This window comes from Pseudomonas sp. CFBP13509 (assembly GCF_005233485.1).
Taxonomy (GTDB): Bacteria; Pseudomonadota; Gammaproteobacteria; order Pseudomonadales; family Pseudomonadaceae; genus Aquipseudomonas; species Aquipseudomonas marginalis.
On record NZ_QGAA01000001.1, the window covers coordinates 577,388 to 601,844 of the forward strand.

25 protein-coding genes are annotated in these 24,457 nt (G+C 61.6%); 8 read left to right on the top strand and 17 right to left on the bottom strand.

Going from position 1 to position 24,457, the window contains the following annotated elements; all coding sequences use genetic code 11:
• Window positions 1–100 precede the first annotated feature (100 nt).
• Window positions 101–1,612 (top strand): MFS transporter, encoded by a 1,512-nt coding sequence (locus PspCFBP13509_RS02755; RefSeq protein WP_137211522.1) that lies wholly within the window; start codon window positions 101–103, stop codon window positions 1,610–1,612.
• Between the two features lie 51 nt (window positions 1,613–1,663).
• Here PspCFBP13509_RS02755 and PspCFBP13509_RS02760 read toward each other — a convergent pair whose 3' ends face one another.
• Window positions 1,664–2,074, bottom strand: a complete 411-nt coding sequence (locus tag PspCFBP13509_RS02760; RefSeq protein WP_027604683.1) for an HPF/RaiA family ribosome-associated protein — start codon at window positions 2,072–2,074, stop codon at window positions 1,664–1,666.
• Between the two features lie 213 nt (window positions 2,075–2,287).
• Complete coding sequence (locus PspCFBP13509_RS02765; RefSeq protein WP_065924195.1) at window positions 2,288–3,235, bottom strand: LysR substrate-binding domain-containing protein; 948 nt, start codon at window positions 3,233–3,235, stop codon at window positions 2,288–2,290.
• A 137-nt stretch (window positions 3,236–3,372) separates the two neighbouring features.
• On the opposite strand from PspCFBP13509_RS02765, the gene PspCFBP13509_RS02770 reads away from it, so the two are divergent.
• Both PspCFBP13509_RS02770 and PspCFBP13509_RS02775 read left to right on the top strand, forming a co-directional pair.
• A complete protein-coding gene (locus tag PspCFBP13509_RS02770) occupies window positions 3,373–4,749 on the top strand; it encodes an L-serine ammonia-lyase (protein ID WP_137211523.1) in 1,377 nt (458 codons plus the stop codon).
• A gap of 335 nt (window positions 4,750–5,084) precedes the next feature.
• Window positions 5,085–5,402: a DUF3509 domain-containing protein gene (locus PspCFBP13509_RS02775; protein WP_065924197.1), complete on the top strand. Its 318-nt coding sequence runs from the start codon at window positions 5,085–5,087 to the stop codon at window positions 5,400–5,402.
• Here the strand turns inward: PspCFBP13509_RS02775 and PspCFBP13509_RS02780 are convergent.
• The 3 genes from PspCFBP13509_RS02780 to PspCFBP13509_RS02790 form a co-directional block, all read right to left on the bottom strand.
• Window positions 5,399–5,887, bottom strand: a complete 489-nt coding sequence (locus PspCFBP13509_RS02780; RefSeq protein WP_137211524.1) for a phosphate-starvation-inducible protein PsiE — start codon at window positions 5,885–5,887, stop codon at window positions 5,399–5,401. The genes PspCFBP13509_RS02775 and PspCFBP13509_RS02780 overlap by 4 nt on opposite strands.
• Window positions 5,888–6,006: 119 nt before the next feature.
• Entirely contained in the window at window positions 6,007–6,189 is a 183-nt protein-coding gene (gene relB, locus PspCFBP13509_RS02785) for a type II toxin-antitoxin system RelB family antitoxin (protein WP_137211525.1), read from the bottom strand.
• A 184-nt stretch (window positions 6,190–6,373) separates the two neighbouring features.
• Window positions 6,374–6,634, bottom strand: a complete 261-nt coding sequence (locus PspCFBP13509_RS02790) for a DUF6124 family protein (RefSeq protein ID WP_074843990.1) — start codon at window positions 6,632–6,634, stop codon at window positions 6,374–6,376.
• Window positions 6,635–6,905: 271 nt separating this feature from the next.
• On the opposite strand from PspCFBP13509_RS02790, the gene PspCFBP13509_RS02795 reads away from it, so the two are divergent.
• Window positions 6,906–7,166: a YebG family protein gene (locus PspCFBP13509_RS02795; RefSeq protein WP_012722374.1), complete on the top strand. Its 261-nt coding sequence runs from the start codon at window positions 6,906–6,908 to the stop codon at window positions 7,164–7,166.
• Between the two features lie 55 nt (window positions 7,167–7,221).
• Here PspCFBP13509_RS02795 and PspCFBP13509_RS02800 read toward each other — a convergent pair whose 3' ends face one another.
• Window positions 7,222–8,241: a Leu/Phe/Val dehydrogenase gene (locus tag PspCFBP13509_RS02800; protein WP_027604689.1), complete on the bottom strand. Its 1,020-nt coding sequence runs from the start codon at window positions 8,239–8,241 to the stop codon at window positions 7,222–7,224.
• Window positions 8,242–8,426: 185 nt separating this feature from the next.
• On the opposite strand from PspCFBP13509_RS02800, the gene PspCFBP13509_RS02805 reads away from it, so the two are divergent.
• Window positions 8,427–9,230: a SirB1 family protein gene (locus tag PspCFBP13509_RS02805; protein WP_137211526.1), complete on the top strand. Its 804-nt coding sequence runs from the start codon at window positions 8,427–8,429 to the stop codon at window positions 9,228–9,230.
• 172 nt (window positions 9,231–9,402) lie between these two features.
• Here the strand turns inward: PspCFBP13509_RS02805 and PspCFBP13509_RS02810 are convergent, their stop codons facing one another.
• Genes PspCFBP13509_RS02810 through hmgA form a run of 4 tightly spaced genes read right to left on the bottom strand, consistent with a single transcriptional unit; the run spans window position 9,403 to window position 14,047 of the window.
• A complete protein-coding gene (locus PspCFBP13509_RS02810) occupies window positions 9,403–10,773 on the bottom strand; it encodes an MFS transporter (protein WP_065948970.1) in 1,371 nt (456 codons plus the stop codon).
• Window positions 10,774–10,822: 49 nt separating this feature from the next.
• Window positions 10,823–11,461 carry a maleylacetoacetate isomerase gene (gene maiA / locus PspCFBP13509_RS02815; RefSeq protein WP_074843986.1) on the bottom strand — a complete coding sequence of 213 codons (639 nt, stop codon included), beginning with the start codon at window positions 11,459–11,461 and terminating at the stop codon, window positions 10,823–10,825.
• 12 nt (window positions 11,462–11,473) lie between these two features.
• Complete coding sequence (fahA, locus tag PspCFBP13509_RS02820; protein WP_065924205.1) at window positions 11,474–12,760, bottom strand: fumarylacetoacetase; 1,287 nt, start codon at window positions 12,758–12,760, stop codon at window positions 11,474–11,476.
• A gap of 3 nt (window positions 12,761–12,763) precedes the next feature.
• Complete coding sequence (gene hmgA / locus PspCFBP13509_RS02825; RefSeq protein ID WP_137211527.1) at window positions 12,764–14,047, bottom strand: homogentisate 1,2-dioxygenase; 1,284 nt, start codon at window positions 14,045–14,047, stop codon at window positions 12,764–12,766.
• A gap of 120 nt (window positions 14,048–14,167) precedes the next feature.
• Between hmgA and PspCFBP13509_RS02830 the strand changes: the two genes are divergently transcribed.
• Window positions 14,168–14,947 carry an IclR family transcriptional regulator gene (locus PspCFBP13509_RS02830; protein ID WP_065948972.1) on the top strand — a complete coding sequence of 260 codons (780 nt, stop codon included), beginning with the start codon at window positions 14,168–14,170 and terminating at the stop codon, window positions 14,945–14,947.
• Window position 14,948: 1 nt separating this feature from the next.
• Here the strand turns inward: PspCFBP13509_RS02830 and dacB are convergent, their stop codons facing one another.
• The 7 genes from dacB to PspCFBP13509_RS02865 form a co-directional block, all read right to left on the bottom strand.
• Window positions 14,949–16,394: a D-alanyl-D-alanine carboxypeptidase/D-alanyl-D-alanine endopeptidase gene (gene dacB / locus PspCFBP13509_RS02835; protein WP_137211528.1), complete on the bottom strand. Its 1,446-nt coding sequence runs from the start codon at window positions 16,392–16,394 to the stop codon at window positions 14,949–14,951.
• A gap of 296 nt (window positions 16,395–16,690) precedes the next feature.
• Window positions 16,691–19,108 (bottom strand): TonB-dependent siderophore receptor, encoded by a 2,418-nt coding sequence (locus PspCFBP13509_RS02840; protein ID WP_137211529.1) that lies wholly within the window; start codon window positions 19,106–19,108, stop codon window positions 16,691–16,693.
• 109 nt (window positions 19,109–19,217) lie between these two features.
• A complete protein-coding gene (locus PspCFBP13509_RS02845) occupies window positions 19,218–20,153 on the bottom strand; it encodes a glutathione S-transferase family protein (protein ID WP_137211530.1) in 936 nt (311 codons plus the stop codon).
• Between the two features lie 75 nt (window positions 20,154–20,228).
• The gene (locus tag PspCFBP13509_RS02850; RefSeq protein ID WP_065924326.1) at window positions 20,229–20,504 is read right to left on the bottom strand and encodes a GIY-YIG nuclease family protein; all 276 of its coding nucleotides are present in this window, start codon (window positions 20,502–20,504) and stop codon (window positions 20,229–20,231) included.
• Window positions 20,505–20,540: 36 nt separating this feature from the next.
• Window positions 20,541–21,011, bottom strand: a complete 471-nt coding sequence (locus tag PspCFBP13509_RS02855) for a nuclear transport factor 2 family protein (protein ID WP_065924211.1) — start codon at window positions 21,009–21,011, stop codon at window positions 20,541–20,543.
• Between the two features lie 93 nt (window positions 21,012–21,104).
• Window positions 21,105–21,740, bottom strand: a complete 636-nt coding sequence (locus PspCFBP13509_RS02860; RefSeq protein ID WP_065924212.1) for a response regulator transcription factor — start codon at window positions 21,738–21,740, stop codon at window positions 21,105–21,107.
• A 198-nt stretch (window positions 21,741–21,938) separates the two neighbouring features.
• Window positions 21,939–22,748: a response regulator gene (locus tag PspCFBP13509_RS02865; RefSeq protein WP_065924213.1), complete on the bottom strand. Its 810-nt coding sequence runs from the start codon at window positions 22,746–22,748 to the stop codon at window positions 21,939–21,941.
• Between the two features lie 416 nt (window positions 22,749–23,164).
• Between PspCFBP13509_RS02865 and PspCFBP13509_RS02870 the strand changes: the two genes are divergently transcribed.
• Both PspCFBP13509_RS02870 and PspCFBP13509_RS02875 read left to right on the top strand, forming a co-directional pair.
• Window positions 23,165–23,788, top strand: a complete 624-nt coding sequence (locus PspCFBP13509_RS02870) for a DUF1120 domain-containing protein (RefSeq protein ID WP_065924214.1) — start codon at window positions 23,165–23,167, stop codon at window positions 23,786–23,788.
• A 46-nt stretch (window positions 23,789–23,834) separates the two neighbouring features.
• Entirely contained in the window at window positions 23,835–24,449 is a 615-nt protein-coding gene (locus tag PspCFBP13509_RS02875) for a DUF1120 domain-containing protein (protein ID WP_137211531.1), read from the top strand.
• Window positions 24,450–24,457 lie beyond the last annotated feature (8 nt).

Here is a 24,457-nt window from a genome sequence, read left to right on the forward strand (position 1 = left end):
TATTGTCGCCCTGAATTCCCCTATGAGCGGAAAACTTATCACGAATAACGAAACAGATTCCCCTGAAAATAACACGACACTTCATCCACAGGAGAATCCCATGCCACCCGCCGCCACGTTAACTACCGCCAGCCCCCCGCGTACCGCCAGGAATGGGCTGGCCCTCACGGCCGTGTGCCTTGTCGCCCTGATGTTCGGCCTGGAGATTTCCAGCGTGCCGGTGATCCTGCCGACGCTCGAGCGGGAGTTGGGCACGGGCTTCCAGGACGCCCAGTGGATCATGAACGCCTACACCCTGGCCTGCACCAGCGTGCTGATGGCAGCGGGCACATTGGCCGACCGCTTTGGCCGTCGCCGCATGCTGGTGCTGTGCCTGTGGGTGTTTGGCCTGGCTTCACTGGCCTGCGGGCTGGCCGAGGATGCCTCGCTGCTGATCACGGCGCGGTTTATCCAGGGCATCGGTGCCGGGGCGATGATGATTTGCCAATTCGCCATCCTCTCGCACCTGTTCCGCGAACCGGCAGCACGGGCACGGGCGTTTGCGATATGGGGCGTGATTGCCGGCGTGGGCCTGGGCTTCGGGCCGATGATCGGCGCATTGATCCTGGCGGTGGCAGATTGGCGTTGGGTGTTCCTCGTACATGTGCCGCTCACCCTGTTCACCCTGGTGCTGCTGCGCATCAGCGTGCAGGAATCCCGCGACCCGGCCGCCCATCGCCTGGACATCGCCGGCATGCTCACCCTGACCCTGTCGGTGTTTGCCCTGGTGTACTTCATCACCCAAGGCAGCGAACACGGTTTCGGCACACCGGCCATGCTCGGTTGGGCGGCGTTGTCGGGGCTCGGCCTGCTGCTGTTCATCACGGTCGAGCTTCGCAGTGCGCACCCGATGTTCGACTTCTCGGTGTTCCGCATCCAGCGGTTCAACGGCGCGTTGATGGGTTCGATCGGCATGAACTTCAGCTTCTGGCCGTTCATGATCTACCTGCCGTTGTACTTTCAGGCAGGCCTGGGTTACGACACCTTGACCACCGGCGCCGCTCTGCTCGCCTATACCCTGCCGACCTTGCTGGTACCGCCACTGGCCGAGCGCCTGGCCCTGCGCTATGGCGCCGAACGCATCATCCCCCTCGGCCTGGGCCTGATGGGCGCGGGCTTTCTGGCCATGGCCGCCGTCAACGGCGCCGAGCACCCACGTATCGGGCTGGTGCTGCTCAGTTGCGTGATCGCCGGCGCAGGCCTGGCGCTGACCAACTCGCCCACCACCAATACCACCACCGGCTCGGTATCGGCCGACCGCGCGGGCATGGCCTCCGGCATCGACCTCAGTGCGCGGCTGATCACCCTGGCGCTCAACATTGCCCTGATGGGGTTGGTGCTGTTGCTGGGGATCAGCCATCACCTGGCCGAGATGCTGCCCGCCACCACGGCAATGGATTGGCCGGTTATCAGTCAAAACATTGCCGCAGGAAAACTCGAATCGATGGGGCTGACAGTCAACGACACCCAGGCGGCACTGCGCCACGGCGCCGGTTGGGCGATGCTGTTTGCCGGGTTGGGTGCTGGCGGGCTGGCGATGCTGAGCCGGTATTTTTTCCGACGCGGCGCCTGAACGAAAACGGGCCTGCAGATGCAGGCCCGTTTGCAGGGGGTGAAAAGAACGTCAGCCGTTGATGACCGCGTTTTCGTTTTCCAGGAATTCCTGTTCCAGCGCGTCTTCGTTCACTTTGTTGATGGGCTGGTTTTTCGCGGCAGCGCGGGGCTTGCCTTGCAGTCGACCAAACAGATGTTCCAATGCGTGATCCAGCTTGGTGGCCGCGCTGTCAATCGCTTGTTCCAGGGTATCGCCCTTGGCGGACACCGACAGCGGTTGATGGCCTTTTGGCCGCGCTTCCAGTCGGCAACTTAAATCGTGGGGACCGGGCTTATCGCCGTTCTCATCCCGCAGGTAGACCTCCACTCGGGTCAGGTCTTCTTCATAACGTTCGAGCGTGCTCTCAATGGTAGTACGTACCCACTCCTCCAGTCGGATGCTGCTTTCAATATGGTTATCGCTATTGACTTGGATTTGCATAGTTCTTCCCTTATTTCAGCTAGCTCGCGAGAGGTCACAAACTGCAACACCGGGGTGGTGAAACCATGACCTCTTGATTACACAATTGAGCAGCTAGAGAAACATTTCAACCCCTTTGCAAAGATAAATCCCACATTACAAATTAACCCTGACGACGAGCAGAAACGCTGTTAGGGTGGGGAGTTAGTTACATCTTCTTACGCCCCGCAATCCTCACAATTGCCCCTCCCCCAGCGGGTGCAAGGCGCGAAAAATCCCTGCTTCCTCCACCAGCCAGTCATGCACCGCGCGTACGCCCGGATGGCTCAGGGCGCCCGGCGCATATAGCAACACATAACGTTTATAGTTGGGCACCGCGAGGCCGAACGGCACAATCAAGGTACCGCGTTCCAGCTCATCGTTGAGCAAGGTGCGTCGCGCAATCGCCACGCCCATGCCGGCGATGGCGGCTTCGATGGTCAGGTGGTTGCGGTTGAAGGTGTGGCCACGGCGTACATCGGCGACGTGATAGCCGATGGCATTCAGGTAGAACTCCCACTCCGCATACTCATAACTCCCACGCCAAGCGGTAATGTCATGCAGCAGCGGGAAATGCACGAGATCGGCCGGCCCGTGCAAGGGCGGTCGACCCCGCAACAGGCTGGGGGCGCAGACCGGGAAAATCTGCTCATCCAGCAGGGCTGTGGATAACAGGCCGGGGTAGCTGCCGTCGTTGAGGTCAATGGCCAGGTCAAAGTCGCCCTCGTGCAGGGCGATGCTGCTGTCCTCGGCAACCATACGCAGTTGGATATCCGGGAAGCGCTGCTGCAAGCGCGGTAAGCGTGGGGTCAGCCATTTGCCGAGAAATGATGGAATCGAGCGCAGGCGAAGCGTGCCGCTGATCATCCCCGCATCCAGCCGCTGCAACTCGGCGTCGATGCTGCCGTAGGCCTCCCCCACCGTTGCCGCCAGGCGCTGGCCCTCGGCACTCAGCTCCACCCCCCGTGCCCGTCGATGAAACAGCCGAAACCCCAGGCGCTCCTCCAACTGGCGGATTTGCTGGCTCACCGCCCCCGGCGTGATGTGCAGTTCTTCGGCGCAGCGGGTGAACGACAGATGCCGGGCAGCGCAGGAAAACACGTGCAACCAGACATAAGTCTGGCCATGGAGAGGGCGAGCCATATAGTTTAGTCCTGCTAAAGGGTGTCTTAGGATAATTCGTTGGTCAGTGCCGATCTAGAGGCTCAGTATCGCGCCAATTGCGCTCGTCCTACAAAACATGGCAGCGATTCCTACTCCATTTCTTGTAAGGCTTTAGCATGGCTATCAGTGTTTTCGATCTATTCAAGGTGGGCATCGGCCCTTCCAGCTCCCATACCGTCGGCCCCATGCGCGCGGCGGCGACCTTCGCCCAGGCCTTGAACGACCAGCACTTGCTGAATGAAACGCGCCGGGTCGAAGTGCGCCTGTATGGTTCGCTGTCCGCCACCGGTGTCGGCCACGCCACCGACCACGCCTGCGTCATGGGCCTGATGGGCGAATGGCCGGATCAGGTCGATCCCACTTCGATCAACACGCGAATCCAACAGCTGCGCGAGTCCGGACGGTTGTTGCTGGCCGGTCAACAGGAAATTGCTTTCAACTGGCAAAGAGACCTCCTGCTGCTGGACGAAAGTCTGCCCTACCACCCCAACGCCATGTCCCTGCACGCCTACGGCGACAACGGCCTGCTCAGCGAGCAGACCTATTATTCGGTGGGTGGCGGTTTCATCATCGAAGCCGCTGAAGCGGCTTCGGGCATCGCGCCGGCCAACGATGTGCAATTGCCCTACGACTTCTCCAGCGCCGTCGAGCTGCTGGCCCTGTGCAACAAACACGGCCTGCGGGTTTCCGAATTGATGATGGCCAACGAACGCGCCTGGCGCAGCGATGAACAGATCCGCAGCGGCCTGCTGCATATCTGGTCGGTGATGCGCGAATGCGTGGAACAAGGCCTGCGCCGCGAAGGCATCCTGCCCGGTGGCCTGCACGTGCCACGGCGTGCAGCGAAATTGCACCGCAGCCTGTTGGAAATCGGCAAACCCAATGTGATCACCTCGACCTTGTCGGCCATGGAATGGGTCAACCTGTTCGCCCTCGCCGTCAACGAAGAAAATGCCGCGGGCGGGCGCATGGTCACGGCGCCGACCAATGGCGCAGCGGGGATCATCCCGGCGGTGCTGCATTACTACATGAAATTCAATGCCGACGCGTCTGACGACGATGTGGTCAATTTCTTCCTGGCCGCCGCAGCCGTCGGCATTCTGTGTAAGAAAAACGCCTCGATCTCCGGTGCCGAAGTCGGTTGCCAGGGCGAAGTCGGCTCAGCCTGCGCCATGGCCGCCGCCGGCTTGGCCGACATCCTCGGCGCCACCCCCGAGCAACTGGAAAACGCCGCCGAAATCGGCCTGGAACACAACCTCGGCCTGACCTGCGACCCGGTCGGCGGTCTGGTGCAGGTGCCGTGCATCGAGCGCAATGCCATCGCCGCGGTCAAGGCCATCAACGCCACGCAAATGGCCCTGCGCGGTGACGGCAAGCATTTCATTTCCCTCGACCGGGTGATCCGCACCATGCGCGATACCGGCGCCGACATGCACGACAAATACAAAGAAACTTCACGGGGCGGCCTGGCGGTCAGCTGGGTGGAGTGCTGATTGCGCTGTCAGCGATCGTTTTTTCCGTGTTGCCCTGAAACGGATCACCGATTTCAATAACAACATAGAACCCATGTGGGAGGGGGCTTGCTCCCGATAGCGGTGCATCAGTCAATGAATACTTGGCTGATGCACCGCTATCGGGAGCAAGCCCACACACATAAGGAGCTCATTGTTTGACAGATCGCTGTACGGCACGCCCTTTGCTGTACAGCTCATGAGGTAAACGGAATTTGTACAACCTCAGCGACGGAGTGGCCGGTGGTCAGGCAACGCGAACTAATCACGACACCGGTCGTCAATGACTGCATGTTCTTATCAGGCGGTAACGCACCATGGACAATCCTTTTCAGATCATCACCGACACCTTCACCCCAAAATACCGCGTCAACCTGAGCATCCAACGGCTCGACGGCAGCATCATGCTCACCCTCTCGGATGAGACGGGCGTAGTCGCCAAACGCATGATCAGTGCCGAACAACGCAACGACCCGCAACGGCTCAAACGCCTGGTGCAAAGCATTCAATTCGGCATCGCCATCGAGCAGGGTCACAGCGCCATGGAGATCCTGGCGGTGATGACGGACGGCGACAGCCACAAACTGCTGCAGCGGCCACCGACCCGTCCCCTGCCCTTCAGCGTCGGGCTTTAAAGCTCGCCCTTCTCGGTCTCCAGGTTCGCCTCGCCCTTGCGACGCGGGCCTTCGACCTTCACCGACGGGAACGCCGACGACGCGTAGCGCACCACCAGAATCGCAAACGCCAACAGCAGAATCCCACCGCACAGGTAGATGATGCCGATGTCGGGCGGGTTGTGGTGAGACACGTTAGAGATCAATAGGCGCGTCAGCGCGGTGATCGCCACGTAGATCAGGAAGCGCACCGGCATGTGGTTGGTCTTGAAATAAATCCCGACCATCGCGCCCAATTCCAGGTAGATGAACAGCAACAGGATGTCATCGATCTTGATGTGTCCATTCTCCAGCATTCCCAGAAATTCCATCACCGCTGCCCAGGCGGTCACCGCACCGATGGCGAACAACGCCAGGTAGTGGAACGACTCGACAAACAGGTTACCCAGGGACTCGGCCAGCCCATGGACGTTCTGGCGCAGCTTTTCGGCCCAATTAAATTTCACGATGGTGCTTCCTTAGGTCGGTTCGACCGGATAATGCGGGTTGGACGTGACGGTTGTTCTGCATGCAGAAAAAAGGCCAGAGGCGGGAAGTGAGATGGTGGCCGCTTGATATGAGGCACTTATTCGGGGGGAGGGGTTAAAAGCTTGGCCTTGATCAGTGCGTTCATTTCGCTCATGACTTGTTCATGAGCGACTCCAGGGCGAGGGTCATCCAAAGCTTCTTGCACTTTGGTCCGAAACCAAAGGTCGTAGGACGCTTCGGAATCAATGCCTTGCGCAATTTCAGGAAATTCACTTTTCAAAGGTATGAACGCCTATATCTGTGGCGAGCGAGCTTGCTCGCGTTGGGGTGCGAAGCTCCCCCCAACCTGTCACCGAGATTTATCTGGAAGAACACCTTCGCCTGACTCGGGGCTGCTGCGCAGCCCAACGCGAGCAAGCTCGCTCGCCACAACAGGCTCGCTAGGCAAAGGTATTGGTGAGTCCTCAGGCAGGTGCGACTTGCTCCAGTGCCCGGTCGACCAGCAGACCGCTCATTTCCACCAACTGGTGAATCGCCAAAACCAGGCTTCGCTGTGGCCCATCAAGATCAAATGCCAGCGTACTGGCCATTTCACGGACGCTGTTTAACGTTTCGCTGGCATGGGCCAGTAGAGTTTCTTTGTCTGCGTTGGGCGTTACGTTGAAAAGCGTGACAGGCGGCTCAGGACTCAAATAATCGGTATCACGGGGAGGATTTTTCCCCATGGTGCAACTCCGCTGGTTAACTGGATAGGTTCCCTTAAATTCAAGCCGCCAAGCTCGGCCCTGCACAATCAGGACCCGGAAAAGGTAAGCCGGCGTAGGATTACCCGGCAACCTCAGCGTGTTGTCAGAAATTTCCGTTGTAGTAACCCCCTATTTCCCGGCTACATTAAAAAACTGCTACCCAAACCCCACGGTTTGGCTTACCCTTTTAGCTGTATATAAATACAGTAATCGCAAAAGACAACTATCGTGAAGGCATGTGAGGTGGTGAATGGCCGTCGAAGTGGTATACCGCAGCAGCCGAGATCTGGAGCGTTTGTTCATGGATAAAGCCGAAGCTGACCGTCATGACAAGATGCTTGAACTCGCTGAGTTGCTCGCAGAAGTGTTGCAAAAAGCCGTGCCGTCACTGAGCGAGCAGCAGGTGGAGGAAGCCGGGATCTACATGGCGAAGAATCGCGATGTATTTGCCAAGGCCTTCAAGAGCCAACCGGACGCGTTGTCCGAGTTGCTGAACGCGCCGGCGGAATAAAGCCCGAATTGAACAGACCCTGAATCATGGATTCAGGGCCTTTTTAATGCGTGGTCTATTTGTAGAGCAATCGCTCGGCCAGTTCGTCCGCGACCCGTGCGGGTGAGCGTTTTTCGGCCTGGGCGTGGGCGAATATTTCCGTCAGGCGCGTGCCGATATTGGACAGGTGCGCGGTGATGGTAGGCAGCTCGGCGCCGCTGTGCTTGAGCGCGACGTAGATCAGGCCGCCGGAATTGATCACATAGTCCGGGGCGTAGAGGATGCCGCGGCCTTCGAGTTGGTCGGCCACTTGCAGGTTGGTCAGTTGTGCACTGGCGGAACCGGCGACGGCGGCGCAGCGGAGCTGGCCGACGCTCTGGCGGTTGAACACGGCGCCCAGGCCGCAGGGTGCGAGGATGTCGCACGGGGTGCTGAGCAAGGCGTCGTTGGCGATGGGATGCGCGCCGAGCTGTTCCATGGCCAGCTGCACCTTGCCGTGGTCGATGTCGCTGACCAGCAGCTCGGCGCCGGCGGCGTGCAGTTGTTCGGCCAGGGCGAAGCCCACGTTGCCCAGGCCCTGGATGGCCACGCGCAAGCCTTCGAGGTTGTCGCTGCCCAGGCGGGCCATGGCGGTGGTGCGGATACCGGCGAACACGCCCATGGCGGCATGGGGCGAAGGGTCGCCGGCGGCGGTGGTGCTGGTAACGAAGCGAGTGTGCTGGGCGATGCAGTCCATGTCGGCGACCGAGGTGCCGCTGTCGGTGGCGGTGATGTAGCGACCGTCGAGTTGCTCGATGCAACGACCGAAGGCTTCAAACAGCGCCGCACGGTTTTCCACATGGGCGGGGCGCAGGATCACCGCCGTACCGCCACCCACCGGCAACCCGGCCAGGGCGGCCTTGTAGCTCATGCCTTGGGCCAGGCGCGCGGCGTCCGCCACGGCGCTTTCATCGTCGGGGTAGGCAAGGTAGCGACAACCACCCAAGGCTGGGCCCAGGCGGCTGTTGTGGATGGCTATGACCGCCTTCAACCCCGTCACCGGGTCGATGCTCAGGTGCAGCGATTCAAGGCGGGTGCTGTGCATGAGAGCAAACATCGTCGAGCTCCCGAATCACTTCTTGTGTCGCCAAGTATAGGCTTGCGGCAGAAAACTGCCGAAGTGCGCTGGAATAAGCCGTCCGGTTTTGTAGGTCTTGTGACATAAGCGGATAGGATATTTCTTAAGCCACTGGACGAAAATTCCCAGCAAGGCTAAAACGGGGGCATTCGCCGGAGAATGCAATGAATCCCCGTCACGCTTTTTTCGCCTGCCTGGAACGTTCGCCCCCCGCGCTGTTTGAAGCCGCGCTGTGGATCGCCGCCGAGCATGACCCGACGGTGCAACCGGCGTTGATCATGCAGGACCTGAAACTGCTCGAGCAACAGGTCAGCCTGGGCATGCCCCTGCTGCCGGCGGATGAACTGGGCCAACCCTTGCTGCGACGCATGAATGACCTCGGCTTCGCCCAGGATGACTTCACCCCGCTGCGTCCCGCCGCCGCCCTGCTGGACAAGGTGTTGCAACGCAAACGCGGGCAGCCCCTGGCCATGGGGTTGATTGCCATGGAGCTGGCGCGACGCCTGGGCATTCCCATGGTCGGCGTCAACTTTCCCGGCCACTTCCTGCTGCGGGTGCCCGGTGCCGATCACCTGCTGGACCCCTGCGGCGGACGACGCCTGTACCCCAACGATTGCCGCGAGCTGCTGCAACGCCAGTATGGCCCCAACCTCAAGTTGCAGGTCGACCACTTGCACACCGCCGAACCCCGTTCGATCCTGCAACGGCTGTCCCGCAACCTGCGCCAGTTGCACCTGGCCAATGACAACCCCCTGGCCGCGCTGATCGACGCCGAGCGCGTGCTGGAACTGGGCAATGCCAGCGCTGCCGATTACCTCGCACGGGCCAGCCTGTATCAACGCCTGGACTGCCCCAACGCCGAGCGCTTCGACCTTGAACACGCGCTGATGCTCAGCGAAGACCCGATCCAACGCTTGCGCCTGACTGAACGCCTGGGGCACCTGCCGCCCAACTCCGTGGTGCATTGAACCCACTGCTCTCAAGCGCCTATTTCCCTGTGGCAAGCGGGCTTATGTGGTGAGCGGGCTTGCCCCGCGCTGGAGTGCGAAGCGCTCCCACGATTTTTAGGGCCGCTACGCAGCCCAGCGCGGGGCAAGCCCGCTCACCACAGTGATCCTGCTCGATGTAGATGCAACATCTTCAGTGATTGGCCGGTACCTTGAGGATATCGCCGTGCAAAGAGCTCTTCGGCGCGTCAGGCGCGGGCGAGCGCACTTGAATGATCAACAACGCCGCGATCACCGCCGGAATCGCGCAGAAGAAGAAAATCTGCTGCACCGGAATATGCATCGCCAGCAGCATGCTGCCCAGCAACGGGCCCAGGATCGAGCCGAAGCGCCCTACACCCAATGCCCAACCCGTACCGGTGGCGCGTACATGCGCCGGATAAAAATTGCTGGCGAAAGCATTAAGGGTCAGTTGCCCGCCGATGATGCAAAACCCGGCGGCAAATACACAGGCCACCAGATAGCGCGGATTGTCGTGGTTCAGCCCCAGCAGCACGGTACACACCGCCGCCGCCGCCAGCACGCCGGACAACAGCCGCACCTTGCGCTTCAATCGGTCGGCAAACCAGGCCATGCCGATGGCACCCAAGGTGCCGGCGAACAGGAACATCGAGGTCACCAGGTTGGCTTCACTCAACGCCAGGCCACTTTCCAGCAGCAGCGACGGCAACCAGCTGATCATGAAATACAGCAGGATCAGGCTGACAAAGAAGGTCGCCCAGATCAGCACGGTCGGGCGTGCATAGCCATGGCGAAACAGCTCCACCACCGTCAACGGGCTGCCCTGCTCGTGGCGGTTTTCTTCCTCGCCCGCCAGCGGCGCACGCCACCCAGGCAACATGCGCGCGGTGACCTTATGCAAGCGTGCATACGGCGGCGCATCGCGCAGCAGGCGCGGCAGGGATTCCGGCAGCAGCCACACCAGGAAAGGGAACAGCAGCAACGGCGTCACGCCGCCGGCAAGAAACACCGCCTGCCAGCCAAAGCCGTCGATAAATCCTGCGGCCACAAACCCACCGGCTGCGCCGCCGAACGAGAAGCCGCACGCCGCCAACGTCACCATCAAGGTGCGCAAACGTGGCGGGGAATAGTCCGACATCAACGCCATGGCACTGGGCATCGCGCCGCCCATGCCGATACCGCAAATAAAGCGCGCCGCCATCAGCGTTGTCAGCGAGCTGGCGAAGATCATCAACACCGTGAGGCTGGCATAGATCAGCACGCAGCCCAGCAGGATGCGGCGTACGCCAAAGCGGTCGGCCAGGGGTGTCACCAGCAACGAGCCCAAGGTCAGCCCCAGTAGGTTGGCACTGAACACCGGTCCGAACGCGGCCTTTTCCAGCCCCCAATCCGACGCCAGCGCCGGCACCACATAACCCAGCACCTGGGCATCGTAGCCATCGGTTACCAGCAACAAGGCCAGCAACAGGAGAATCAACCACTGGTAGCGCGACACCGGACGGGCATCGAGTGCCGCGCGAAAGCTGGCAATCTGATTGTGCATCGCAAGGTACCTGTTTTTATTATTGTGCTCACGCTCTGCGTGGGCACGATCACTCAGGAGTGTCGGGTTGATTGGCAGGATGGGCCTGGATAAATGCCGGATGCTGCGCCGCCAACGCCGCCACCCTGCCGATGCGTGGATACGCCCCCAACGGCACCTTGAAGCGCTCCGCCGCATACAGTTGGGGAATCAGGAAGGCTTCGGCCATGCCCGGCTGCTCGCCAAAGCAATACCCCTTATCGCCAATCAACTGTTCCACCGCACCCAGCCCCTGGCTGATCCAATGCCCGATCCACTCCAGCACCTGCGCCTCGTCATGTCCCCACTGACGCAACAGGTTCTGGGTGCTGGAGTTGTGCAGCGGGTGAATATCGCAGCCGATGATCGACGCCACTGCGCGTTCATGGGCACGGGTGGCCATGTCCTTGGAAAGCAGCGGCGCCTGTGGATAACGTTCGTCCAGGTATTCAATGATCGCCGCGGACTGAATCAGCAGCTCGCCGTCATCGGTGCGCAAGGCCGGAACGCGACCTTGGGGGTTGATGGCCAGGTATTCGGGCTGGCGATTGGCGCCACCCGCCGGCACCAGCAGGTTGACGGGCACCGCAGTGAAAACCAGGCCCTTGAGCGCAAGGGCGATGCGCACCCGGTAGGACGCCGTAGAGCGGTAGTAGGTATAGAGTTCCATCGCCCTGCCCTCCTAGCGCGCCGAGACCACAGTGCCACGGCATTCGCCGAAGCCGATGGAGGCGAAGCCTTCACGGTTGCAGCGGGCGCGCAGGATGACTTCATCGCCATCCTCCAGGAACCGGCGCACTTCGCCGGAAGGCAGCTCGATGACCTTCTTGCCGCCTTCGGTCATCTCCAGCAGGCTGCCGAACTGCCCGGCCTCAGGACCCGACAACGTCCCCGAACCAAACAGGTCGCCGGCCTGCAATTGGCAGCCGTTGACGCTGTGGTGCGCCACCAATTGCGCGACGGTCCAGTACATATGCAGGCTGTTGCTCAGGGCCAGGCGATGAGCCGGCAGGTTCTGTTCGCGCATGGCGGCGGTGGTCAACAGCACCTCAAGTTCGATATCCAAGGCGCCAGCGGCCTGGTCACGCTTATCCAGCAGGTACGGCAGTGGCTGCGGATCGCCTTCGGGCCGCGCCGGCTGTGCTTTGCGGAACGGTTCCAGGGCTTCGGCCGTGACCACCCACGGTGAAATGCTGGTGATGAAGCTCTTGGACAGGAACGGGCCCAGCGGCTGATATTCCCAGGCCTGGATGTCCCGCGCCGACCAGTCATTGAGCAGGCAGAAACCGGCGATATGCTCGGCTGCATCGCCGATGGCAATCGAGTCGCCGATGGCGTTGCCCTGGCCGATCCAGATGCCCAGCTCGAGTTCGTAATCCAGGCGCGCACAGGGGCCGAAGCTTGGTTCGGTCTGGCCGGCCGGCAAGGTCTGGCCTTTGGGGCGACGGACGTCAGCACCCGAGGGGCGAATGGTCGAGGCGCGGCCGTGATAACCGATCGGCACGTACTTGTAGTTCGGCAACAGCGGGTTATCCGGGCGGAACAGTTTGCCGACGTTTTGCGCATGCTCGATGCCGACGTAGAAGTCGGTGTAGTCGTTGATCTTCGCCGGCAGGTGCATCTGGCAATCGGCGGCGCGGTGCAGCACCTGCGCTTCACGGGCCTGCAGCTTGCTGCCCTCGGCGAGCAGCTCCAGGAGGCGCTCGCGCAAGGCCACGCGCGGGCCACGGCCCAGCTCGAAAAAGGCGTTCAACTGGCCGCCCGCAGTCGCATCAACGGCGCGGCGGGCTTCGCCTTCAAACTCATCCACGGCGGCGTGCAGGTCGAGGATCGCGTCGCCAATCGCCACGCCACTGCGCGGCACCGAGCCGTTGATGCTGAACACACCCAGCGGCAGGTTTTGCAGGGGGAAATCACGGTGACCATTGGCGGAGGCTACCCAACTGCGGGTAGGGGTTGGCTGCGTCATGGGTTATCTCCGGTTCGGGTTGAAGGTGACGGGCAACGAGGCCCAGCACGCGTCATAGGAAAGTTGCAGTTGCGGGCACTCCAGGGCGAACTGAGTGGGACGCAGCACTTGGCTGGTCTCGAACATGAAGGCCATGGTGTTATCGATCTTGTGCGGTGCCAGGTCCACGTTGATGGCCTTGGTGCAGGTCTCGCCGTCCGGGCCGTGGGCGCTCATGCAGCTGTGCAGCGACGCGCCACCGGGCAGGAAGCCTTCGGCCTTGGCGTCGTAGGCGCCCTGGATCAGGCCCATGTACTCGTTCATCAGGTTGCGGTGGAACCACGGCGGACGGAAGGTGTTCTCGGCCACCATCCAGCGCGGCGGGAAGATCACGAAGTCGAGGTTGGCCAGGCCGTGCACGCTGGTGGGCGATGTCAATACGGTGAAGATCGACGGATCGGGATGATCGAAACTCACGGTGCCAAGGGTGTTGAAGCGGCCCAGGTCGTATTTGTACGGCACGTTATTGCCGTGCCAGGCCACCACGTTCAGTGGTGAATGGTCCAGCTCGCACGCCCACAGTTCACCGAGGAATTTCTGCACCAGCGTGGTCGGTTGCCTGAGGTCTTCGTAGTGGGCCACCGGGGTGAGGAAGTCACGCGGATTGGCCAGGCCGTTGCTGCCGATAGGCCCCAGGTCCGGCAGGCGCAGCGGCGCGCCATGGTTTTCGGCGACGTAACCGCGCGCCTGTGCATCCAGCAGTTCGACACGAAATTTGAGGCCACGGGGCAACACGACAATGTCCAGCGGCTCGACGTCCAGCACCCCCAGTTCGGTGGCGATGCGCAGGCGGCCCTGCTCGGGCACGATCAACAGTTCGCCGTCGGCATTGAAGAACACGCGGTCCATCGAGCGGTTGGCGCGGTAGGTGTAGATGCTGATGCCTGAGGGTTTTTCCGCCCCTGAGTTGGCCACCATGCCGACCAGGCCGTCGATAAAGTCCGTCGGCTCACTCGGAATATCCAACGGGTTCCAACGCAGGCGATTGGGCGTCACCGTCCCCAACGGGCCGCCGGCCAGCTGCCGCTCCAGCTTGACGAACGCCGGGTGATTGGCCGATGGCTGGATGCGGTACAGCCAGGTGCGGCGGGCTTCGCTGCGCACCATGGTGAAGGCGGTGCCGGAAAACAGTTCGGTATACAGCCCGTAGGGTGCTTTTTGCGGAGAGTTCTGGCCGACCGGCAAGGCGCCGGGCAGGGCTTCGCTGGCGAATTCATTGCCGAAGCCCGACAGGTATTCGAGGTTCATGGATCATCCTCAAGGCGGAAGTTGTTTTTATCGTAATCCAGTTACGCATAACGTAATTTGATCACTATCGACCGTCAAGCTATAAAGACGCCCATTCATCTCTCGGATTCTCGCCCCTCCATGGAAAAGCCCCGCGACACCGGTAAACAGAAAGTCCGATCGGCCGAAGTAGGCACCGACATCCTCAAGGCCCTGGCCGAACTGTCGCCCTCCACGTCGTTGTCGCGGCTGGCCGATCATGTGCAGATGCCGGCGAGCAAGGTGCATCGTTATTTACAGGCGCTGATCGCCTCGGGTTTTGCCGAACAGAACGCCGCCACCAACCATTACGGCCTGGGGCGCGAAGCATTGCGCGTGGGCCTGGCCGCACTGGGCAGCATGGACGTGCTGAAAGTCGGCGCGATGCCCCTGGCAGAGCTGCGCGACGAGTTGAATGAAACCTGCTTCCTGGCGGTATGGGGCAACCAGGGCGCGACGGTGGTGCAGATCGAACCGGCAGTACGCGCGGTGACGGTGGTGACGCAATTGGGGTCGGTGTTGCCTCTGCTCAGTTCGTCCACCGGGCTGGTGTTCAGTGCCTTCCTGCCGTCGCGGGAAACCGTCGAGTTGCGTGAGCGTGAAATCCAGGCCGGCACCGCCCATGCCCTCGCCGACGACCAGGCCTACGCCATGGCCTGTGAACAAATCCGCCGGCGCGGCCTGCACTTTGTGCATGGCCTGCTGATGCCGGGGGTGGATGCGCTGTCGGCACCGGTATTCAACGCGGTCGGGCACGTGGCGGCGGTGATGACCGTGGTCGGCCCCACCTCGCTGTTCCACGCCGACGAAGATGGCCCGGCGGCGCAGCGCTTGCTGGCAGCGACCCGGGCCGTGAGCTGGCGGATGGGCTACCAGCCCTGAATCAGTCGTGCCAGTGCGCCAGGGCCACGGCCAGGCGGTTTTCCAGGGCGCGGATCGGTGCCGCATCGCTCAGGTAGTTGTTGCTGATCATCGAAAACACCAGCCGCCGCCCGTCGGCATCGGTGATATAGCCGCTCAGCGATGACACGCCGGCCATCGAGCCGGTCTTGGCATGCAGGTTGTTTTCGGCCGCCGTCCCGCGCAGTCGATAACGCAGGCTGCCGCCGGTCATACGGTCGGCATTGCCGGCAATCGGCAAGGCGTTGTACCAGGCGTCGAACCAGGGCTGTTTGGCGCTAGCCAGCAGCAGGTCGGTCAGGTTCTGCGACGAGACCAGATTGCGCCGCGACAAACCTGAGCCATCCACCTGGCTGAGCGTCGCCGGGTCCAGGCCCTGGCGCTGCATGAACGCCGCTACCGCCACCACGCCCGCCGCCGCCGTACCCGCGTTGGCCGTTTTGCGGCCCATGGCCTTGAGCAACGCTTCGGACATGTTGTTGTTCGAGAGCTTGAGCAGCGGTGTGATCAAGTCCTGTAACGGCGCCGATTGATGCTCCGCCAACACCGTCGCCGTCGCGGGGCTGGCGCCACCGATCACGCGCCGGCCCAGCACCTGGATGCCCTGCTGCGCCAAGGCCTGCTCAAACAGATTGGCCACCAGTTGCGTCGGTTCCCACACACTCACCCACTGCCGACTTTGCTTGCCCGGGGCGAGCGCGCCGCTGAGTTGCAGCAGGTTGGTACCGTGCTGGCGGGTAATGGCGTAGCTGTTGCCGGGGCCGCTGACGGCACGGTTGCTCAGTTGCACGTAGTCGGTGGACGGGCTCAGCATCACGCTTACTGGCTGGCCGAGCGCGACGGGCGCCTTCGCGGTGACAAGCAAGGTGCCCGCGTCAAAATCCGCATTGGGAGACACCGTCAATGCCGAAATCTGCGCGCCGTAGTAGGTGCTTTCATCGTCTTGCGCCCAATCCACGCCCAGGCGTTCGGCGTCGAACCAGGTGTCGTCGAAAACCAGGTCGCCTTGTACCTGGCGCACGCCCAGGCTCGCCAACTGGGCGGCCAATGCCTGGTAGTCGACGAACTGCGTGGTCGGGTCGCCGAGGCCGCGCAGGTACAGGTTGCCGGCCAGGCGCTCGCCTTGCCGGGTGCCGTTGCTCAACAGCTGGGTGGAAAAACGGTATTGCGGCCCCAGCACATCCATCGCCGCAGCGGTGGTGAGCAACTTAAGGTTGGAAGCCGGAATCAGACGGGTGCACGGGTTGTGCTGATAGAGGGTACTGCCGCTGCGGGCGTCGCGCACCATGATAGAAACCGTGGCGCCGTTGAGGACAGGATCGGCCAACAGCTGATCCAGGGTTGAAGGCGTGGAAGGCTGCGAAACACTCGCGCAGCCGCCCAGTAAAACGCTCAGGCACAGCAGGTGCAGCCATCGTCCAAAGTGCATCAGTACTGTGTTCCGCAAAGCCATTAATGGCCGCAACGCTAACAGCTCCGTACCTTTGTGGCGAGCGGGCTTGCCCCGCGTTGGGTGGCGAAGCCGCCCTTAATGATGCCGTCGCGTTCTTTCAGGAACACCATGGAGTCTGTTTTGGGGCTGCTTCGCAGCCCAACGCGGGGCAAGCCCGCTCACCACAGGAAGCCCACTCACCAGAGGAAGCCCACTCACCAGAGGAAGCCCGCTCACCAGAGGAAGCCTGCCCACAACAAGGAGCACACTTGCCATAGGGAGCTCGCCAGGTTTTAGAACTCCAGGGTGCTGGACACCGATACCTGCCGCGCATCGCCCATGGACACAAACAAGCGACTGGCCGCCGAGGTGTAGTAAACGCGGTCGAACAGGTTTTTCACGTTGACCTGGAACTTGACCTTCTGCCCGTCGATCCTGGTGTCGTAGGTGGCGAAGGCGTCAGCCACGGTGTAGCCCGGCAGGTTGAAGTCGTTGGCGGCGTCGCCTGCGCGTTCGCCGACGTAGCGTGCACCGGTGCCCACGCGCAATTGGTCGCCGCCGAAAATGTTGCCGAAGTCGTAGGCCACCGACAGCGAGCCGGTGTGCTTGGCCACGTTTTGCAGGCGGTTGCCTTCCAGCGTCGGGTCGTTGTCCTTGATGTCTTCGGCGTCGGTGAAGGCGTAGCTGCCGATCAGGCTCCACTTGTCGGTCAACTGGCCGCTGGCGTCCAGTTCCAGGCCACGGGAACGCACCTGCCCTGCGATGCTGTAGATGGTGTTGGCGCCGGAGCCCACCGACACCAACACATTGCGCTTGTCGATAGTGAACAACGCTGCGCTGGCGGTGATGCGCCCGGGGATGTCGAGCTTGGCGCCCAGCTCCCACGACTTGGATTCCTCCGGCGTGAGGTCACCGGTCAACGTGCTGCCATCGGCCAAGGCGGCGATGGTGGAGTTGGGTTTGAACGACTCGGTGTAGCTGCCGTAGAACGACAACTCATCGGTGTAGCGATACACCAGGCCGGCACGCGGCACCCAGGCCTGGCCGTTGCCGTCGGTGTTGGCCTTGAACGGCACGCCCTTGCCGGCGTACTGGTCATACATCTGATAGCGCGCACCGGCCACAAAGATCCACTGGTCGGTCAGGTGAATCGCGTCCTGGAAGAACAGCGAGTCGCTGCGCAACAGGTCGGTCTGGGCGCTGTCGGCGGCGCTGACGGTAGTGCCCGCGACTTCGTTGCCGTACACCGGGTTGTTGTAGTTGAACGTACCGCGCGAGTTCTGGCGAATCAGGTCGGCGCGGTAGATCTTGCGGTACTCGTCGTCCAGGCCGAACACCAGGTCATGCTGCATGCCCAGCACATTGACCTTGCCTTCCAGGCTGGCCGTGGCGAAACGGTCGGTGGTGATCGCACCTTTGGTGCCGTCCATCTTGCGGGTCAGGGTGCCGTTGGTATTTACCGCGCTGACACGCACCTGGCTGGCATCATAGGTCTCACGGTTCCAGCTGTAGCCGAAATGGGCTTTCCAGTCGTCGTTCAAATCGTGGTCGGCTTCAAAGCGGTACAGGTCGGAACGCCCTTCCATGTTGTTGAACGGCTCGTCCAGACGGCGAGTGGCCGGGATGTCCAGCGGGTGGTTGGACTTGTCGATGGCGGTGCCGCGGTCGAACGGCGAGAGAAATTCGCGGTGTTCGTAGGCGAACAACAACTTGGTTGAATCGCCGTACCAGGCCAGGGACGGCGCCACCAGCGACTCGCGGTGGGTGCCGAAATTGCGCCAGTAGTCTTCGTCTTCATGGTCGACGATCAGGCGATAGGCCAGGCCCGAGTCACCGATCGGCCCGGTGGTGTCGAGGCTGCCACCGCTGCCGTTCTTGCCGTTGCCGAAGGTGGAGCCGCGCACGGTCAGGGCTGTGGATTGGGTCAGCTCGGGCTTTTTGCTGACGATATTCACCACGCCGCCCGGGTCCTGGATGCCATACAGCAGCGAGGACGGGCCCTTGAGCACTTCGACACGCTCCGCCGTGGCGTTCAACGCACGGCCCTGCACCACCGGCATGCCGTCGCGCATGATCGAGCCGTTACGGTTGTCGCCAAAGCCGCGCAGCATCACCGCGTCCTGGGTGCTGGCCAGGGTGTTGGCCTGGGTGATGCCGCTGATGTTGCCCAGGGCGTCATCCAGATTGCGCGGGGTCTGGTCGCGCAGCACTTGGGCGGGGACCACGTTGACGGTCTGCGGGCTTTCCAGCAGCAAGGCACGGGAGCGCATCACCGAGCTGGTGGGCGGCGGCTGGTAGCTGGTGCTGTCCTGGGGTTGGCCGATGCCACTGATGGTGGTAGCGCCGAGGTTGACCGCGCCGTCGGTCGGCAGCGGCTCAAGCGCCAGGGTGCGGGCGTCGATCTGGCGGAAGGTGAACCCGGAGTTGCCCAGCAGGCGTTGCAAGGCCTGCGTCGCGCTCATCTGCCCGCTGACCGCCGGGGCGCTGAAGCCGTAGGGCGCTTCATCGGTGTAGATCACACTGATACCGGTGACCCGGCTGAAATCACTCAGGGCCTGGGGCAGCGGTTTGGCAGCCAGGGCAAACTTGAACTGGGCGCTTTGCTGCTCCTGCGCCTGTGCCACACACAGGGGCAGCAAGGCCAGCCCCGATACCGCCAGTACCGAGGCTCCCAGCCACTGTTTAACCAAACCGCCCGCCGTCGACTTCATGCTGTGAGAACCCGTGTAGAAAACGCTGTTAATGCGAATAGATCGCAGTTTCAAGAACTACACGGATGGGCCGCCGGTTTACCTCACGTTTATTTGCAAATATTTTCAGTTAGTGCGCCTGAAGGCGAAAACCAAAGCGCGGGAAGTGCACGTGCACGGTGCCGGCGCGTGGGTCGGTACGGCGCAGGATCAGTTCTTCGCGCCCGGCAAACAGCAATTCGCCGGCGACCGGGTCGACGCCGTAGTCGATGGCGCTGATGCTCACCTGCTGGCCGGCCTTAAAGCCATTCAAGTCCTCGAACACTTCGTCCGGCAACGCTGCCGGTGTGGCGTCGCGCGCAACCTCCAAGGCTTGCTCGGCCGTCATCTGGCTGGACGTGCCGTGGCCGAAACCGAGCACGCGACCCAGCCATGCAGACACAGCCGGATAAGCATCCACCAACGGCGCAGTCACCGGCGTGGCCTTGAGGAACCACAACGGGTGGGCCAGGGCAAAGTCGGCAATCGACGGCTCGCCAAACAGGAAGTCCCCGGCCTCGCGCTGCAATTGCTGCTCCAGGCGCGCCATGATCGCTGGCCATTGGTGCTTGGCCAGTTCGGCTGGCAACTTGCTCGCGGTGCCGCCGCTGAACAGCGCGGCGCGGTCGGCGAGAAACGCCTTGATCGCTTCCGGCGGCAGTTTGCCGAAGCGCACCGCCACCGATTCCGGCTGAAACACCAGGCTCACCGCGTGGGCAAACACCACGCTGTCGGCCCAGGTAGCAAAGGTTTGGGTGATCATTTCCTGGCCGAGCGGGAACAGCGCGGGCGCGGTTTTTTCCTGCTCCAGGCGGCGGGCGATCAAGGCGGTGTCGCAGTAGATATCGGCGCCCACTTGCAGCACTGGGGTTTTACGGTAGCCGCCGGTGAGGGCTGTCAGGTCTGGCTTGGGCATCACCGGCGAGATATGCACCGAATGCCAGGACAAACCTTTGAAGCCCAGCAGCAGCCGAGCTTTTTCCGCGAAAGGAGACGTTGGGTAGTGGTGCAGGATTAGCTCAGGCATGCTGGGGTCCACGGGGTAAATGAACCCGCAGCTTAGCGTGCAACCGGCTCTGGTGGCGTGATGGGAGCCTATCAGTCAGATCAATGAGCCCTGCGCCGCCAGACATTCCTTGGCGCTCTTCTTCAGTTTCTTGATCAACCGCTCCTGGCGCAGCGCCTCGCCCTTGCTCGCGCATTGCTCCGTATACACCAGCGCCACCGCCGGGCTGCTCAGGAAAAACCGCGCGCCTTTGCCGCTCTGGTGCGAGGCGAACCGGCGCAGCGGGTCATTGCTGATGCCGCAATACAGCGCGCCGTTGGCGGCGCGCACCAGGTAGACGTACCAGGGTTTGGGTTCAGCGGGATCAGTCACGGCAAGCTTCAACACACCAGAGGAGCGCCAAGCTTATCAACGACTGGCCTGGAATGCCTTCAAGCCTTTGTTCGCCTGGGCGCGCACGGCGTTTTTCACCAGCGGCGTCCAGCCCAGCAGCAGGCCCTTGGTGCCCAATGCCTGGCGCGACCAACGCCACAGGTCGAAGTGATCGTGGTGCTCGCAGATCTTGCCGTTACGAAACACAAAACGCGCCTGGATATCGTTGACCACAATATTGCCGGTCTGGCTGAACAGGTAAGTCGCCACCCAACGGGCACTGCCCGTGGTGTCATCGCTGCGAACCTGGTCGAACGTCAGCGAAAAATCCTTGGCCCGCGTGGTCAGCATGCGCCACATGTCGCCGGCATCGCGCCCGCGCAACTCGCCGAAAGCCGGGTCGCTGAACAGTACATCCTCGGTGTAGCAGGCACTCATGGCCTCGGCATCCAGCCGTTGAAACGCACTGTAGAACGTGGTGATCAGCGCGGTGTGGGCGTCACTCATGGGCAGCTTCCATCCATCAGGTTCAGGGCTCGGTACGATAAGCCCTGGCGCGGTTGAACACTATCGGCATTTATCCGGCGAATGCCGGTGCACCTACGGCACCATGCCGCAACTGCGGGCATAGGCGAACAAGTCGACATCGGTAGAGATGCACAGACGCTGCATCGCCGTACTTTTCTGCTTGCTGATGGTCGAGATGCTGCGATTGACCCGAGCGGCGATCTGGCTGACCGTCAGCCCACTGGCCAGCATGCGCACCACCTCCCGTTCCTTGCCCGACAACTGTGGCTGTTGCGACTGGTCGCCGGTTCCAGCCTGTATCAATTGCACCCGCAAGCACTCGCTGACAAAGGTCTGGCCTGCGCTGACCGAATTGATCGCCAGCGGCAACTCTTTGGCCGAGGCACTTTTGGCCACAATCGCCTGGGCCCCATGGGCAAAGGAGGCGCGCAACGTGGCGACGTTGGCGAACATCGTGACCAGAATCACCGGCAACTTCGGGTACTGGCGGTGCAACAGGCTCAACAAGCCATACCCGTCGGCCTGCTGGCCACCCGGCATGGCGAAATCGGTCACCAGCACGTCACAGGGGGTCGTTTCCAGCAAACGCAGCAGTTGGTCAGGCCCATCGGCCTCGCCGACCACTTTGCACCTGCCATTGGCCTCGACCACCACTCGCTGCCCGATACGCACGATGGGATGGTCGTCAGCAATAATCACGCGAAGCATAAACACCCACAGATGATGGCAACTTGATTCAGCGCAAAATACCCTCGCCCGCGGCCCTCAACAACCGTCTAAATCCAGGCGTTTGCGTTGCGATCAACGTTTCGTAGCTGCTCTATGCAGGCCTACAAAATAAAAAGAAAAACCCTACATCCATAGACTGCAATTCAGGCTTTATTTTTCCTACAAACAGCAATGGCTTCACAGGGAACCCAAGTACGTGAGGTAGTCACGCAGCTCCCGCTCAAAGGCTTCCAACGCAGGCGTGCTCTGCCTGATGCCCTGAGCATGGACTTGATCGATCAAGCTCATGCCTCGCCCCTCCAGTTCAGCCACGCCGAGAAACGCCAGGCTTCCCACCAGGCGATGCAGGCGTTCGACAGTCGAAGGGACATCCGAGGCCAGTCGGGCTTGAAACAAGGCAGCGCTGTCCTCCTGGGCTTCACAGAGCAGGCTGGCCAGCATCTGGCTCACCACTTGGGCATCTCCAAAGGTATCAATCAGCCCGGCACGGGTTGGCCAACGCGCTGACAGCCGATAAACCGGTGCAGCAACGGGCGGGCCGGGAAGCCACAGTGCCAGCACTTCACGCAGTTGATCGAAGGTCAATGGTTTGAGCAGCCAGGCGTCCATGCCTGCTTCGCGGCAACGTTGCGGATCGTCGTCTACCAAGTTGCCGGTCAAGGCAATAATCGGTACGCGTGCCGACGCATTCGCGCATTCGCGCCGTCGAATCGCCCGGCTCATGCTGTAGCCGTCCATGACGGGCATCTGGCAGTCGCTGATCACCAGATCGTAGGGGTATTCGGCGAGCGCCGCGAGGCCGTCCAGCCCATCGACGGCCAGCTGATGGCCAAGCCCCAGTTTATGCAGAAACCACCCCATCAAGGCGCGGTAGGCGGAGTGGTCTTCCACCACCAGCACCTTCAAATGCTGCCAGTGTGGTGGCAGCGCGGTCGAGGGAGTCAATTCACGGGAAAGCACTGCGCTCAACGATACGCCAGTCTCCATGGTCACCTCAGTGTTGCGATCGGTTCGCCAGCGCCCGGTTGGCGCTGGCGCAAGAGTCAGAGATGCGCCTAAGCACACTCATATGACCGTTATCGCCAGACTAAAATATCTTCATGACCACTTCTAAGACGATGCAACAACTACGAAAAACCAATTTTCCTACATGATCTCGCATCTATTCCGACATGGACCCGATTGACTTTCAGGCCCCCTCGGCATTGTCGTAAAAGTTGTATTTCTCGCGGCCCCTCCCCTCGCTACATTGCGCCCCACCCCGATCAGAGGGAACGGGCTCGCCGCACTGCGGCAGCCTCGACACAGCGCGCCAAGCCACCTTGCAACCTGCCCCTCAACGGGACTGGTAAAGGCTTGCGCACGCCTTAAACAGCCGACCTTGCACTGGAACAATCTGAACAATGAACAAGTCCCTGAATCTGGTGGGCACCGCCCTGTTACTCGCCAGCACAACATCGGCCTTCGCCGCCAGCTCCGTAGACCTGACAGTAAAGGGGTTGATCACGCCGAGCGCCTGTACCCCCAACCTGCCTGGCGCCGTCGACTTTGGGAAAATCTCCGCCAAAGACCTGAGTCAAGAGAGCCAAACCCTGCTTGAGGTCAAAACCCTGCAACTGACCGTGAGTTGTGAAGCCTCCACGCTGTTTGGCATCAACCCCGTCGACAACCGTGCAGGCTCCTCAATGCGCGCCGGTGCCTATGGCCTGGGTCTGATCAACGGAACAGAGAAGCTGGGGCGGTATTACATCACGCTGCGCAATCCCGTCACCGATATCCCCTCGATCATGCTGACGATGTTCACTGACGGGCGGTGGTCAGAGCTTTATGAGGACGATGCGGTGGAACCGAATCGATTGTTTGCCTTCGGCGATTTCAACGGTGAGAGCGGTTGGGCACCTCACCCCCTCAAGAATGCAGCCGTGGAAATCGTACTCAACACCGCTATCGCGCCAGCAAAAGACCTGACCTTGACCAATGAAGTGGCATTGGACGGCTCAGCGACACTGGAAGTGAAGTACCTGTAACCCGGTCGACGCTACGTAGACCCCTCTTGTAAAGAGCCCTTTGCCTATGAACGCTTTTGCCTCCCGACTCATGTTGACACTGTTGTTCGCGCCGCCGGTAATGGCCGCCAGCAACACCGACCTCACCGTCAAAGGCACGATCACACCCAGCGCCTGTGCGCCACTGATCTCCGGCGGCGGCACAATCGACTTCGGAAAAATGGCAGTCAAGGACCTCAACGCCGGGCAATACACCTCATTGCCCAACCAATCCATGCAATTGAGCGTGCGTTGTGAAGCACCGACGTTCTTCACCCTGACCACCGTCGACAACCGCGCCGGCTCCTCTGCCAACCACCAGTACTGGCATGGGCTGGGCCTGACCCAGGAAGGCGAAAAGCTCGGCGGCACGGTTTTCCATCTCTATGGTCCCGTGGCTGATGGTGTCGCGGTACGCACCATCACCTCACAAGACGGCGGCGTGACGTGGCTACCAACCAGCCTGCTGACGCACACCCTGCTGACCGCCGTCGCGGTGGGCAACCAACTGGTGCCGATCGCGGTGAAGGATTTCGACGCTGAAATCCGCCTGTTCACCCACATCGCCCCCGCCGATAGCCTGACGCTGACGGATGAAGTGCCCGTCGACGGGCACGCCACGGTCCAGGTCAGCTACTTGTAAGTGCCACA

Excerpts from the sequence above, each read along its gene's own strand:
- PspCFBP13509_RS02755 (WP_137211522.1), top strand. The coding sequence starts at position 101 with ATGCCACCCGCCGCCACGTTAACTACCGCCAGCCCCCCGCGTACCGCC.
- PspCFBP13509_RS02760 (WP_027604683.1), bottom strand. The coding sequence starts at position 2,074 with ATGCAAATCCAAGTCAATAGCGATAACCATATTGAAAGCAGCATCCGA.
- PspCFBP13509_RS02765 (WP_065924195.1), bottom strand. The coding sequence starts at position 3,235 with ATGGCTCGCCCTCTCCATGGCCAGACTTATGTCTGGTTGCACGTGTTT.
- PspCFBP13509_RS02770 (WP_137211523.1), top strand. The coding sequence starts at position 3,373 with ATGGCTATCAGTGTTTTCGATCTATTCAAGGTGGGCATCGGCCCTTCC.
- PspCFBP13509_RS02775 (WP_065924197.1), top strand. The coding sequence starts at position 5,085 with ATGGACAATCCTTTTCAGATCATCACCGACACCTTCACCCCAAAATAC.
- PspCFBP13509_RS02790 (WP_074843990.1), bottom strand. The coding sequence starts at position 6,634 with ATGGGGAAAAATCCTCCCCGTGATACCGATTATTTGAGTCCTGAGCCG.
- PspCFBP13509_RS02795 (WP_012722374.1), top strand. The coding sequence starts at position 6,906 with ATGGCCGTCGAAGTGGTATACCGCAGCAGCCGAGATCTGGAGCGTTTG.
- PspCFBP13509_RS02800 (WP_027604689.1), bottom strand. The coding sequence starts at position 8,241 with ATGTTTGCTCTCATGCACAGCACCCGCCTTGAATCGCTGCACCTGAGC.
- PspCFBP13509_RS02805 (WP_137211526.1), top strand. The coding sequence starts at position 8,427 with ATGAATCCCCGTCACGCTTTTTTCGCCTGCCTGGAACGTTCGCCCCCC.
- PspCFBP13509_RS02810 (WP_065948970.1), bottom strand. The coding sequence starts at position 10,773 with ATGCACAATCAGATTGCCAGCTTTCGCGCGGCACTCGATGCCCGTCCG.
- maiA (WP_074843986.1), bottom strand. The coding sequence starts at position 11,461 with ATGGAACTCTATACCTACTACCGCTCTACGGCGTCCTACCGGGTGCGC.
- fahA (WP_065924205.1), bottom strand. The coding sequence starts at position 12,760 with ATGACGCAGCCAACCCCTACCCGCAGTTGGGTAGCCTCCGCCAATGGT.
- hmgA (WP_137211527.1), bottom strand. The coding sequence starts at position 14,047 with ATGAACCTCGAATACCTGTCGGGCTTCGGCAATGAATTCGCCAGCGAA.
- PspCFBP13509_RS02830 (WP_065948972.1), top strand. The coding sequence starts at position 14,168 with ATGGAAAAGCCCCGCGACACCGGTAAACAGAAAGTCCGATCGGCCGAA.
- dacB (WP_137211528.1), bottom strand. The coding sequence starts at position 16,394 with ATGCACTTTGGACGATGGCTGCACCTGCTGTGCCTGAGCGTTTTACTG.
- PspCFBP13509_RS02840 (WP_137211529.1), bottom strand. The coding sequence starts at position 19,108 with ATGAAGTCGACGGCGGGCGGTTTGGTTAAACAGTGGCTGGGAGCCTCG.
- PspCFBP13509_RS02845 (WP_137211530.1), bottom strand. The coding sequence starts at position 20,153 with ATGCCTGAGCTAATCCTGCACCACTACCCAACGTCTCCTTTCGCGGAA.
- PspCFBP13509_RS02855 (WP_065924211.1), bottom strand. The coding sequence starts at position 21,011 with ATGAGTGACGCCCACACCGCGCTGATCACCACGTTCTACAGTGCGTTT.
- PspCFBP13509_RS02860 (WP_065924212.1), bottom strand. The coding sequence starts at position 21,740 with ATGCTTCGCGTGATTATTGCTGACGACCATCCCATCGTGCGTATCGGG.
- PspCFBP13509_RS02865 (WP_065924213.1), bottom strand. The coding sequence starts at position 22,748 with ATGGAGACTGGCGTATCGTTGAGCGCAGTGCTTTCCCGTGAATTGACT.
- PspCFBP13509_RS02870 (WP_065924214.1), top strand. The coding sequence starts at position 23,165 with ATGAACAAGTCCCTGAATCTGGTGGGCACCGCCCTGTTACTCGCCAGC.
- PspCFBP13509_RS02875 (WP_137211531.1), top strand. The coding sequence starts at position 23,835 with ATGAACGCTTTTGCCTCCCGACTCATGTTGACACTGTTGTTCGCGCCG.